10 protein-coding genes are annotated in these 11669 nt (G+C 54.2%); 6 read left to right on the forward strand and 4 right to left on the reverse strand.

Annotation, left to right across the window (positions count from 1 at the left end):
• Nucleotides 1-13 precede the first annotated feature (13 nt).
• Nucleotides 14-1054, forward strand: a complete 1041-nt coding sequence (locus tag PFRI_RS13135) for an NAD(P)/FAD-dependent oxidoreductase (RefSeq protein ID WP_072631158.1) — start codon at nucleotides 14-16, stop codon at nucleotides 1052-1054.
• On the opposite strand, the gene PFRI_RS13140 is transcribed toward PFRI_RS13135, so the two are convergent.
• The 3 genes from PFRI_RS13140 to PFRI_RS13150 form a co-directional block, all read right to left on the reverse strand.
• Nucleotides 1051-1593, reverse strand: a complete 543-nt coding sequence (locus PFRI_RS13140) for an NADPH-dependent FMN reductase (protein WP_072631159.1) — start codon at nucleotides 1591-1593, stop codon at nucleotides 1051-1053. The two genes, PFRI_RS13135 and PFRI_RS13140, sit on opposite strands and share 4 nt — an antisense overlap.
• Nucleotides 1594-1743: 150 nt before the next feature.
• Nucleotides 1744-2409: a YiaD family glycine zipper/OmpA-like lipoprotein gene (locus PFRI_RS13145; RefSeq protein WP_072631160.1), complete on the reverse strand. Its 666-nt coding sequence runs from the start codon at nucleotides 2407-2409 to the stop codon at nucleotides 1744-1746.
• 96 nt (nucleotides 2410-2505) lie between these two features.
• Nucleotides 2506-3375, reverse strand: a complete 870-nt coding sequence (locus PFRI_RS13150) for a methylated-DNA--[protein]-cysteine S-methyltransferase (protein WP_072631161.1) — start codon at nucleotides 3373-3375, stop codon at nucleotides 2506-2508.
• Nucleotides 3376-3592: 217 nt separating this feature from the next.
• Between PFRI_RS13150 and PFRI_RS13155 the strand changes: the two genes are divergently transcribed.
• Genes PFRI_RS13155 through PFRI_RS13175 form a run of 5 tightly spaced genes read left to right on the forward strand, consistent with a single transcriptional unit; the run spans nucleotide 3593 to nucleotide 10645 of the window.
• Nucleotides 3593-4531 (forward strand): aldehyde dehydrogenase family protein, encoded by a 939-nt coding sequence (locus tag PFRI_RS13155; protein WP_072631162.1) that lies wholly within the window; start codon nucleotides 3593-3595, stop codon nucleotides 4529-4531.
• A 50-nt stretch (nucleotides 4532-4581) separates the two neighbouring features.
• Nucleotides 4582-7788, forward strand: a complete 3207-nt coding sequence (locus PFRI_RS13160) for a reductive dehalogenase (RefSeq protein WP_072631163.1) — start codon at nucleotides 4582-4584, stop codon at nucleotides 7786-7788.
• Nucleotides 7789-7800: 12 nt separating this feature from the next.
• A complete protein-coding gene (gene pobA, locus PFRI_RS13165) occupies nucleotides 7801-8970 on the forward strand; it encodes a 4-hydroxybenzoate 3-monooxygenase (protein WP_072631164.1) in 1170 nt (389 codons plus the stop codon).
• Between the two features lie 32 nt (nucleotides 8971-9002).
• Nucleotides 9003-9656: an endonuclease III gene (nth, locus tag PFRI_RS13170; RefSeq protein ID WP_072631165.1), complete on the forward strand. Its 654-nt coding sequence runs from the start codon at nucleotides 9003-9005 to the stop codon at nucleotides 9654-9656.
• On the forward strand, nucleotides 9653-10645 hold the full coding sequence (locus PFRI_RS13175) for an adenosine kinase (RefSeq protein WP_072631166.1): 993 nt from the start codon (nucleotides 9653-9655) through the stop codon (nucleotides 10643-10645). Before nth ends, PFRI_RS13175 begins: the two co-directional genes overlap by 4 nt.
• A gap of 86 nt (nucleotides 10646-10731) precedes the next feature.
• Here PFRI_RS13175 and PFRI_RS13180 read toward each other — a convergent pair whose 3' ends face one another.
• Nucleotides 10732-11556, reverse strand: coding sequence for a sulfotransferase family protein (locus PFRI_RS13180; RefSeq protein ID WP_072631167.1), 825 nt, complete (start codon nucleotides 11554-11556; stop codon nucleotides 10732-10734).
• Nucleotides 11557-11669: the final 113 nt, after the last annotated feature.

Genomic DNA, 11669 nt, shown 5'->3' on the forward strand with positions numbered 1-11669 from the left:
TGAGGGCGCGCAAATGGCAATGGCTGACATTACGATCTATGGCGCTGGCATCTTTGGGCTGAGCATCGCTTGGAGCTGTGTGCAACGTGGCGCAAAGGTGCAAGTGATTGATCCTTATGGTGTTGGCGCAGGGTCTAGTGGTGGCGTTGTTGGGGCCTTGGCACCGCACACGCCAGAGAATTGGAACGACAAGAAACAGTTCCAATTCGAGAGTTTGATCATGGCGCAGAGCTATTGGCGCAGCGTTGAAGAGACGGGTGGAAAGAGCACAGGCTATGCACGCTCGGGACGCTTACAACCCATCAACGATGATCGCGCGATGGCGTTGGCGAAGGCGCGACAAAAGGGTGCCAAGGACCTTTGGCAAGGGTTGGCGCAGTTTGATATTATCGACGCCCCCGGCCCTTGGTCGCCAAAAAGCGAAACAGGGCTGGTGATCTTTGATACCCTCAGCGGACGTATGCATCCGCGTATGACCTGCGAAGCACTCGTGGCCGCGTTGGAAACCAAAGGCTGTTTTGTGAAAGCTGATTCTGAGCCTCAAGGCATCGTGGTTGAAGCGACGGGTTGGAAAGGGCTGCGCACCCTTGCGGATCAGATGGAGCAACCTGTAGGCAATGGCGTCAAAGGTCAGGCGGCTGTCTTGGAATTTGCCACCCCTTTGGATGCGCCCCAGCTTTTTGCCGATGCTTTGCACATTATCCCACATGCAAACGGAACGATTGCGATTGGATCGACCAGCGAGCGGGAGTTTGACGACGCAAGCAGCACTGATGCGCAACTCGATGACGTGATCGCGCGTGCGCGCCAAGCCTTTCCTGTGCTTGCTGATGCGCCTGTGATTGAACGTTGGGCTGGTGTGCGCCCGCGTGCGAAATCACGCGCGCCGATGATCGGCCATCACCCTTTGCGCAAGGGCGCGTTTATTGCGAATGGCGGGTTCAAGATTGGTTTCGGCATGGCCCCGAAAATCGCCGAGGTCATGGCCGATTTGATCTTGGAGGGCGCTGACCAGATCCCAGAAGGGTTCCGGCCAGAAGCGTCACTTCGTTAGCCGTTAAGCGTAACTTTGCGCAGAGCGGCAACGCCATTATCCAAGCTTTTCTGATATTGCTCGCTTTTTAATGTGCCGTCCTCGTTGAACTCATTATGCGCACCCGCAACCAGAACCGCTGGTGTCGCCAGCACCACAGCGCCAAGCTGGGACAGGCAATTGCGCGTCATGAAATATGCTGTTTCACCGCCCGTGCGCCCTGCAGCGGCACCAATCAGAAGCGTTGGCTTGCTGCGCAAACCATCGCCCGGCACACGGCTTGCCCAATCCAACGCATTCTTGAGAACGCCTGAAATGCCTTTGTTGTACTCTGGGCTCGCCACGATAATCGCATCCGCCGCAGCGATCTGCGCACCTAGTTTTGTAACCGCGTCAGGGATGCCCTTTGCCTCCAGATCACCATCATAGAGTGGCAAGTTAAGGTCCGCGATTTCGACATCAGCAGCGCCATATGAGGCAATCGCAGCTTTCATCAGCTGCGTGTTAAACGAGCCTTCACGAAGAGAGCCGGAGATACCGAGAATTTTGAGAGTAGACATGTTTACGCACCTTTATGTTCATTTGCTTTGTGCGTAATTGAGCGCGTCTGCGGCAAACTTCAATCGCACCTTATGCATAGGGTCTGTGCAAAAATGAAAAGCCCCACCAAATTGGCAGGGCTTTTGCGTATGTTCGTAAATTTGTGACGTTTAGGTTGTTGGCAGAATAACAATCTCTACACGACGGTTTTGGGCTTTGCCCTCTTCCGTGAGGTTGCTTGCCACTGGCTGATCTTCGCCGCGACCGATGCCTTGCAGACGGAACTGCGGAACACCTGAGCTCGCAAGAACGTTGGTCACAGCATTCGCGCGCTGAACCGAGAGGTTTTGATTATAACCAGCTTCGCCAGTGCTGTCCGTGTGTCCGATGATCTGAACAGTAGAGTCAGGATAAGACTGAAGGTTATTCGCAACAGCCGCCAAATCGCTCTGGATACCGCCAGACAAGGTCGCGCTATCGGATGCGAATGTGATATCTTGTGGAAGCGTCACGATCAAACGATCGCCCGTATTGGTGATCGTTACGCGATCATTGCCGAGGTTTTGCTGAAGTTCTGCGGCCTGTTTGTCCAAGACGTTACCTACAACTGCACCGCCAGCTGCGCCAATCAGCGCGCCTTTGATTGCGTTGGATTTACGCTCTTGTGCGCTGTTGCCTGAAATCAATCCTGCGACGGCACCGACCCCTGCGCCGATCGCTGTGCCACTTTTGGTTTTCTTGAAATCATTGTTCGCGGAACTGTTGGGAGAAACGCAGGCTGAAAGGGCCAGAACGGATACCGCGCACAGCGCGAAAAGGGATTTAGATCGTGTCATGTTGTGCCTCATATGCTCTCTCCGTTGATCGGAGCTGAGCGTACTATAACACCTGCGAATTAGTTTCCCAAGATTTGGTTTTGGGGAATTTGAGCACTATTTCGCCATTTGGGCCGCATTTGCTTCTCGACCTGCACTTTCATAAGCCAACATCGCGCGTTTGATCGGCGTTCCCCAGTGATACCCGCCAAGTTCCCCAGATTTGCGCAAAGCACGGTGACAAGGGATCAGCCAACTCACTGGATTCTTGCCAACGGCCGTACCAACCGCGCGCACCGCTTTGGGATTTCCAACAGCACGAGCGATATCGGAATAGGTGGTGACGTGACCTGTCGGAACGTGCAGCAAGGCTTCCCAAACTTTGATCTGAAACGGCGCGCCAATCAGGTGGAGTTTACGCTCACCAGCGCCCCCGAATGCCGCGTTGACCCAAGCCCCCAGCTTGTCTTCACTTTGCACGAAAGTCGCATCCGGCCAGCGGGCCGCCATATCTGTGTAGGTCGCATCATTTCCTGCTTCTTCTGCAAAAGCCATACCGCACAGACCGATGTCAGTGCCCATAGCCAAAACACGACCAAAGGGGCTATCAAACCAACCTGTGTAAATCGTCAACCCTGCGCCCCCTTTGGCATAGGTGCCGGGGCTCATCGCTTCCCAGCGCAGGAACATGTCATGCAAACGCCCACCGCCTGACAAACCTGTCTCGACCGCTGTGTCCAAGGTAGAATGATGCGCACGCAGCAGCGTTTTCGCATGATCTAACGCAAGAAACTGTTGGTATCGTTTCGGCGACACACCTGCCCATTTGGAAAATAACCGCTGCAGATATGTCGGGCTGAGATCCATTTCCTGCGCGAGGTCCTCAAGCGAAACGGGCGCTTCGCTGGAATCGAGACGCTCAATCGCGCGGCGCACGAGTTTATAGTGATAGCTGGCCTCTTGGCCCTGTGAAACATGTGTGTTCATGGGCCCACTCTAGGCAGCACATGGCGTCAGAGCGATCCGTTTTTTGCGCAAAGGCCTGCCTTTGCAAATTTTGGCAAAGCACTGCGCTCTATCGAGTTCATTCATACCACTTATTGATAATTATCGATAGATTAAGTGGCAAATCCTGCATACGCTGTAGCCACCCGAAACGTGTCAAGCCGTTTGCGCCCAAAGGTTTTGCCAAAGAAGACAACCAATGAACGCCACATCCATTGATACCCCTATCTTCATTGGCGGTGAACCACGCCCGGCAAGCTCTGGTGCAAGCTATGAATTGTATAACCCCGCAAGACCAACCGAACTTGTGGGGCATCCATTGGTGAGTACGGTTAACTTCACCGGCTCTGTTGGCGTTGGCCAGCACGTCATGCGCGTGGCGTCCCATCGCCTTACCCCTGTGACGCTTGAGCTTGGGGGCAATGACGCAGCGCTTGTTCTGGAAGATGCGGAACTGAACCCAGAGACGTTTATGAAAATGTATATGGGTACTTTTGCCTCAACAGGGCAAATCTGCATGGCGATGAAGCGGCTCTATGTGCACGAAAGCCGCTATGATGATGTGGTGCAAGGCATGCTCGCTGCTTGTGAAAAGGCGATTGTGGGCGATGGTTTGCTGCCTGAAACCACAATGGGGCCTGTGAATAACGCAGGCCAGCTAAAAGTCGTGACCGACATGATCGCAGAGGCCCGTAGCAAAGGGGCTGATGTGATCGAGAGTGGCACTGTTCCCGACGAAGCGCTCTATCAGGGTGGTGGATATTTCCAACGTCCGACTTTGGTTTTGGATGCGGATCAAGACCTGAGCGTCGTGCGCGAAGAGCAGTTCGGCCCTGTGCTGCCGATCATGAAGTTCAAGACCGATGACGAAGCGATTGCCCTCGCCAACGACAACGAATTTGGCTTGTGTTCCTCTGTCTGGACCCCTGACGCTGAACGCGCTGTCGCCCTTGCGCGCAGGCTTGAGGCGGGTGGCACATATCTCAACAACCACGGCCCGATGTCGCAAGATGGCCGTGCGCCATTCGGTGGTTTGAAAATGTCTGGTATTGGACGAAACCTTGGCTTTGAGGGCGTGCTTGGCTTTATGGAACCACACACGATCACTGGACCCGGTGGGTTCTTGTTTGACGATTAATGCTGAACTCTTCGCTCTTTTACGATCTCACACGGAAATAGGACTATTCAATGGGCATACGCTTTTTCTCGACCAAGGATCGCCCGTTTCATATGGGGCCTTACCCACTTGAGCGGTTGAAACGTACTTCAAGCATGCCTGATTTGAACCAAGTGCCCGCGTCAAAGCAGCTTGATTTTCATGATCTGGACACGCCGCATTCGCTGGTTAATGCAATGGGCGAATATCAGGCAATGATGGACGCGATCCGCGATGGTGCGGTGAACCCGACACCTGCGACTGCGCCCAGTGATCCCCAAGAGCGCAGCAATCATATGAAGGCGTTCGGGTACTTTCAGGACACCTCGATGATAGGTGTTTGTACGTTGCCGCGCAGTGCCTTGCTGGTTGAGCCAACGCGCAACTCCGACATTGACCGCCTCGCGAATGATATTCGCACGAAACAGACCAAGACGCTTACCTCTGGCATTGATCAGATCATGGCTGCTTTAAAAGAATCGATCGAGGCACCGCTGGAAGCGATTGATCATCACACCCACGCGATTGTTCTGCTCGTAGAGCACCACCGCGATCCCAAAGCGCATGAGCCGGGCTCTGAGTGGATCATGGGCACGCAAGATCACCGCGCCGCTTTGCGCGGCACAGAAACTGCCGTGATCCTTGCCGAATATCTGCATCTTTTGGGCTTCTCTGCGCGCGCGCACACGTCTTCATCATCTGATGTCGATATGAACCAACTGGCCGTCGCAGCTGGTCTTGCCTCTGTCGAAAAGGGCCGCCTGTTTGCACCCTACATCGGCGAAGGTTTTGGTCTTGCTGTGGTTACAACCAACTTTGAAATGGCGGTTGATGAACCCCTGGCCCCTTGGATTGATCAGCCCAACAGCCCTGCTTGGTGGGTCGGCAAGGGTACGTCGAAAAGCGCGCTGAACCGTGATCCTTACGCCAAGCGGCGCTATGTGGACGGCGCGCATCCGTTTGAAAAACTCAAGCGCGTGGATACGCCGACGACTTACATCGACGAAGAGCGCGTCGCACGAGTCCCTAAACGCACCGACATGTTCGCGCGCGCGCAGTTTGGGGATCTAGGGAAGAAGCAGCAAGAGGCCGCTTCCGGTGGGTGGTACGCCCGCAAAAGCGCGCATTCCTTTTCGCAACGCCGTGTTTTGGGGGCGTTTGTTTTGCTGCAAGACGGCGAAAGTGCTGCGCCTGCGCAAAGACCAACCGAAGCAGAGCGCAACGCGGAAAACGTCAAAGCGGCCAGCTATTTTCTTGGTGTCGATGCTGTCGGAATCAGCCGTTGCCCTGATTGGACATGGTACAGTCACGACGCCACGGGTACGCCGATTGATCCGCCGCATAACAACGCGATCAGCATGATTATCGATCAAGGTTATGAGACAATGGAGGGCGCATCTGGGGACGACTGGATCGCCGTCGCACAATCCATGCGCGCCTATTTGCGTTTCTCGCTTTTGGGCGGGATCATCGCAAAACAGATCCGCAACCTTGGCTACAAAGCCAAGGCCCATTCCGTGATGGACGGTGAAGTCTTACAGCCGCCCTTGCTTTTGCTCTCGGGACTTGGCGAAGTCAGCCGCATTGGAGAGGTGATCCTTAATCCCTTGCTTGGCCCCCGTCTGAAGTCAGGCGCAGTCACCACAGATATGCCGCTGGCACACGACAAACCCATCGACTTCGGCCTGCAAAACTTCTGCGAAAGCTGCAACAAATGTGCGCGCGAATGCCCCTCTGGTGCGATCACTGCCGGGCCTAAGCGGATGTTCAACGGCTATGAAATTTGGAAATCCGATAGCGTCAAATGCACGACATACCGCATTACCACAGAGGGTGGCGCGATGTGTGGGCGTTGCATGAAAACCTGTCCGTGGAACCTTGAGGGGATCTTTAAGGAAAAGCCGTTCCGTTGGGCGGCGATGAACATGCCCAAAGCCGCGCCTATCTTGGCCAAGCTCGACGATACGCTTGGCAATGGCGGTGTGAATGACGCGAAAAAGTGGTGGTGGGATCTCGAGCTGAAAGAGGACGGCGGATACAAAGAACCCGCCGCGCCGATCAATCGCCGCGATCTTGACCCTGATCTCGATCTGAAGTTCGAGGATCAAACGCTTGCGGTTTATCCCGCCAACCTTGCACCTTGGCCCTACCCTTATCCGTTCCCGATGGATCGCGAGGCTGGCATTCAAGCCTACCGCGATATGATCAGCGCGGATGAATACAAAGCCCGCCTTGCGCGCGGTGAGACTGACGGCCTCGCTCATGAGCGCCCTGACTTCGCAGACGCCCCAGTGATCATGGCGCGCGTCAGCAAAGCCGAAGCGATGACGTCTGATGTCACAAAATACGAGTTCACCGCTTGGGATGGATCAGCCTTGCCCGATTGGACAGCTGGCGGGCATCTTGATGTGGTCGTCACCCCAGATTTCCTGCGTCAATATTCTATGTCCGGCGATCCTGCGGACACCTCCAAGTATCAAATCGGTGTACTGCGAGAGGACGAAGGGCGCGGTGGCTCTCTGATGATGCACCGCATCTTTAATGAAGGGCGGCGTGTCTTTATTTCCAAACCAATCAACCACTTTGATCTCGTGGAAGACGCCACCAAGACCTATCTTATGGGGGGAGGCATTGGCATCACGCCGATGATCGCTTTCGCGCATCGTTTGCACGCTTTGGGCAAACCGTTTGAGCTGCATTACTCCGCGAGCAAGATGGATGGCGCGGGATATGTCGATGATCTCAAGGCGATGCCTTGGGCGAAACACGTCACGTTCCACTTCTCCGATCAAGGCTCGCGCGCTGATTTGGATACGCTGCTCAAAGGCTACAAAGACGGCTGGCACATCTACACATGCGGCCCTGATCGCTACATGGAAGGCGTCGTTCAGGCGGCGGCGCGTCAAGGGTTCCCCGAAGACGCGCGTCACCTGGAATACTTCTCCGTTCCAGAACAACCCGACTATGTGAACCATCCCTTCACTGTGAAGCTCGCAAAATCCGGCAAAGAGCTCAGCGTAAGCGCGGATGAAGATCTCTCTGATGTGCTGATCGCGAATGGCATTCCTGTGGATGTGAAATGCTCTGATGGTATCTGTGGCGTTTGCAAATGCGGGCTTATCGAGGGCGAGGTTGAACACCGCGACTTTGTGCTATCTAATAACCAGCGCGAGAGCGAAATCATTACCTGCCAATCCCGCGCCGCCGATGCGGACGGGCACATTGTTATCGATCTGTAAGGACATCACCCCATGAAGACACAAGTTGCCATAATCGGTGGGGGTCCATCGGGGCTTTTGCTCTCCCAGCTTTTGCACACGCGCGGCATTGATAGCATCGTCCTCGAACGCCAGACCAAGGATTATGTCCTCAGCCGCATTCGCGCAGGCGTGCTAGAGCGCGGTTTCGTCGGGCTCATGCGCGAGGCAGGTGTGGCAGAGCGACTTGATGCAGAAAGCTATGTGCATGATGGCACGCTCGTGTCGTTTGGCGATACGATGTTCCGCGTCGATTTTACCAAACATGCAGGGCACCACGTCACTGTTTATGGTCAGACAGAAGTGACCCGCGATCTATACGCCGCGCGCGAGGCGGCGAATGGCAAGATTGAGTTCAACGTCGAGGATGTGGTGATCAACGGCGCTGATACAGATGCTCCTTTTGTCACTTACAACGTTGCAGGTGAAGAACGGCGCATTGACTGTGACTACATCGCTGGATGCGATGGGTTCCATGGTGTCAGTCGCCCGACAATCCCTGCCGATGTGCGCAAAGAATATGAAAAGGTCTATCCCTTTGGCTGGCTGGGCATCTTGTCCGAGACACCCCCTGTAAACCATGAATTGATCTACTCCGGCTCCGAACGCGGCTTTGCGCTGTGCTCTATGCGCAATGAGAATTTAAGCCGTTATTACATCCAGTGTTCTCTCGATGATAAGCCAGAGGACTGGTCAGACGAGGCGTTCTGGGAAGAACTCAAACGCCGCATTCCAAGCGAGCAGGCGGACAAGCTGGTGACAGGTCCGACGATCGAGAAATCCATCGCGCCTTTGCGCTCCTTCGTGACAGAGCCTATGCGCTGGGGTCGTTTGTTCTTGTGCGGGGATGCTGCGCATATCGTGCCGCCGACAGGGGCCAAAGGGTTGAACACAGCCGCGTCGGATATCCATTATCTCTACAACGGGTTACGCCAGTTCTACGAGGACGGTTCGCCCGAGGGGCTGGATAGCTATTCCGAAAAAGCCCTTGCGCGCGTTTGGAAGACAGAGCGCTTTAGCTGGTGGTTTTCGTCGCTTATGCACAGCTTTCCAGATCAAACAGAGTTTGACTTGAAAATGCAGATCGCAGAGATCGAATTCTTACGCACCAATGAAGCCGCTCAGAAAGCGATGGCGGAGAACTACGTTGGGCTGCCCTATTGATAGTGCGCTGCTAATCAGGCTACCCCATCGCCATGACAAAACCTGCGAAACAACTGCCCTATCATACGATCCGCGAGATTTTCACGCGGTTTGAAGCGTCTGAACCTGAACCAAAGGGCGAGTTGGATCACACCAACGCCTATACTCTGGTTGTCGCTGTTGCGCTCTCTGCGCAGGCCACGGACGTTGGCGTCAACAAAGCTACCAAAGACCTGTTCAAGATCGCGGATACGCCCCAAAAAATGCTCGATCTCGGGCTTGACGGTGTCATTGAGCATATCAAAACCATCGGGCTTTATCGCAACAAGGCCAAAAACGTGATCAAACTCAGCCAGATTTTGGTCGATGACTATGATGGCGTTGTTCCGAACTCGCGCGCGGCACTCGTGTCGCTGCCCGGGGTTGGGCGCAAAACCGCAAATGTGGTTCTGAACATGTGGTGGCAATATCCAAGCCAAGCGGTTGATACGCACATCTTTCGTATCGGCAATCGCACAGGCATTTGCCCCGGCAAAGACGTGGATGCCGTTGAAAGGGCCATTGAAGATCATATTCCTGTCGATTTTCAACAGCATGCCCATCACTGGCTCATCTTGCATGGGCGCTATATCTGCAAAGCGCGCAAACCTGTTTGCGCCAATTGCATCATAAAAGACTTGTGCCCCTTTGAGGAAAAGAGCGAATGAAAAATTACAAAGTCGTCGGGATCGGCAATGCAGTCGTAGACGTAATCACCCAAAGCGATGACAGTTTTCTGGCCAATATGGGTATCGAGAAAGGCATCATGCAGTTGATCGAAAAAGATCGCGCAGAGGTGCTTTACGGTTCCATGTCCGAACGCACGCAAGCGGCAGGTGGGTCTGTTGCGAACTCGATTGCAGGCATCGGTTCGCTCGGATTGCGCACTGCGTTTGTAGGGCGTGTGAGCGATGATGCTTTGGGCAAGTTTTATGCCAAGGCGATGACCGATGAAGGCACTGTCTTTGTGAATGACCCGATTGCGGGTGGTGAACTGCCGACTTCGCGTTCGATGATTTTCGTTTCGCCTGATGGGGAGCGGTCAATGAACACATACCTTGGCATTTCTGCCGAGCTTGGTCCTGAGGATGTTTCAGAAGACGTGGGCGCGAATGCAGAGATCGTCTTTCTAGAAGGCTATCTCTTCGACAAGGACAAAGGCAAAGAAGCTTTTGTGAAACTCGCGCGCGCGTGTCGTGCAGCGGGCGGCAAAGCTGGTATCGCGATTTCTGATCCGTTCTGCGTCGAACGCCACCGTGCGGACTTCTTGGATCTTATCGAGAACGAATTGGACTATGTGATCGGCAATGAAGAGGAAGTGAAGTCGCTCTTCGAAACGGACGATCTGGACGCCGCGATTTCAAAGTTGAGTGCGATTTGTCCTTTGGCAGTTTGCACACGCTCTGGTGACGGCGTGTCTATCATGTCAGGTGGCGCGCGCATTGATGTACCTGTGACAAAAGTAGTGCCAGTGGACGCAACAGGCGCGGGCGATCAGTTCGCGGCGGGTTTCCTCTATGGCCTTGCGACGGAACGCGATTTGGAAACATGCGGCAAGATGGGTTGCATCTGTGCGGGCGAAGTTATTGGCCACGTTGGGCCACGTCCCAAAGTGAATATCTCCGCGATGTTCCGTGATGCGGGACTTGAGACCTAAAAGAAAGTGGAGGGGGCGCTGCCCCCGCCCGCCAAGGCGGTCTCCCCCGGGATATTTGAAAAGAGAGGAAGACCTAGGCTGAGTGGTTAGTCACCTAGTTTGGCGTGCACTTCATCAAGGTCAATTTCACCGATCGGCATCTTGTTGGACGGATCCTTGAAGTCATACTTGAACAAATCGAAATCACGTTTGTAGATCTCATAGACCAGATGCATCGACAGATCGTCGAAATAGTCCTCGACAGGATGCGCGCGTTTGGGGCCGTGGCCTTCGGATTCGGATTCGTTGAAACGCGGGATCGTGCTCAGATCAACTTTGTTGGGCGTTTCGATCTGATCGAGCACTTGCTGCATGCCGTCATTGAAACTTTCGGTCCAGAAAATCTTGTCGTAGCGACCGCCGTTCACGATGAACGTCGAAACATGCCCCGACATCGCAGACCAGTGAATATCCGGGTCCATAGGGCGGCGCCAGCGGATGGTGTCGCGCGCGAACAATAGGAAACGGCGAAAGCTCGCGATTTGATCGAACTCTTGCTTGCCGTCTTCGCCACCGACTTCGATGCCGTATTTCTGAACCAGCGTTGGAACCAACTTGCCGCGGTAGCGATTGCCATTGCGCTGGATACCGCAAATTTTGTCGAAAAATGATGATAGGATGCGTGTGTAGGGATTGCGCACGCAAGTGAACGAATAAGAACTGTGCGATTGCACATTGGTGGAGATCAATGGCTGGCTCTCATCGAGCGCCCATTTGTGCATGCCCCCTTTGGCATCATGTATATCGCCATCGAAAAACGCGCCATGATCTGAATAATACATGATCTGACCGATAGTGGAGCAAGCGCATTTCGGAACAACCCGGTACACAACACTTTCGCTTTCAGTCATCCACGTGCCGGGAAAACCCATATTACTTGCCTCCGGCCACAACATGCAGCCAATAAGTTACTTTATCTTCATCTATACCGCTGCTACCCCAAAACCCGAATTTTTTCATGGGTTATGACGCGGAAATTGTCTGA

The organism is Planktotalea frisia (assembly GCF_001890925.1).
In the GTDB taxonomy this organism is placed as follows: domain Bacteria; phylum Pseudomonadota; class Alphaproteobacteria; order Rhodobacterales; family Rhodobacteraceae; genus Planktotalea; species Planktotalea frisia.

Excerpts from the sequence above, each read along its gene's own strand:
- PFRI_RS13135 (WP_072631158.1), top strand. The coding sequence starts at position 14 with ATGGCAATGGCTGACATTACGATCTATGGCGCTGGCATCTTTGGGCTG.
- PFRI_RS13140 (WP_072631159.1), bottom strand. The coding sequence starts at position 1,593 with ATGTCTACTCTCAAAATTCTCGGTATCTCCGGCTCTCTTCGTGAAGGC.
- PFRI_RS13150 (WP_072631161.1), bottom strand. The coding sequence starts at position 3,375 with ATGAACACACATGTTTCACAGGGCCAAGAGGCCAGCTATCACTATAAA.
- nth (WP_072631165.1), top strand. The coding sequence starts at position 9,003 with ATGACAAAACCTGCGAAACAACTGCCCTATCATACGATCCGCGAGATT.
- PFRI_RS13160 (WP_072631163.1), top strand. The coding sequence starts at position 4,582 with ATGGGCATACGCTTTTTCTCGACCAAGGATCGCCCGTTTCATATGGGG.
- PFRI_RS13145 (WP_072631160.1), bottom strand. The coding sequence starts at position 2,409 with ATGACACGATCTAAATCCCTTTTCGCGCTGTGCGCGGTATCCGTTCTG.
- PFRI_RS13175 (WP_072631166.1), top strand. The coding sequence starts at position 9,653 with ATGAAAAATTACAAAGTCGTCGGGATCGGCAATGCAGTCGTAGACGTA.
- PFRI_RS13180 (WP_072631167.1), bottom strand. The coding sequence starts at position 11,556 with ATGGGTTTTCCCGGCACGTGGATGACTGAAAGCGAAAGTGTTGTGTAC.
- PFRI_RS13155 (WP_072631162.1), top strand. The coding sequence starts at position 3,593 with ATGAACGCCACATCCATTGATACCCCTATCTTCATTGGCGGTGAACCA.
- pobA (WP_072631164.1), top strand. The coding sequence starts at position 7,801 with ATGAAGACACAAGTTGCCATAATCGGTGGGGGTCCATCGGGGCTTTTG.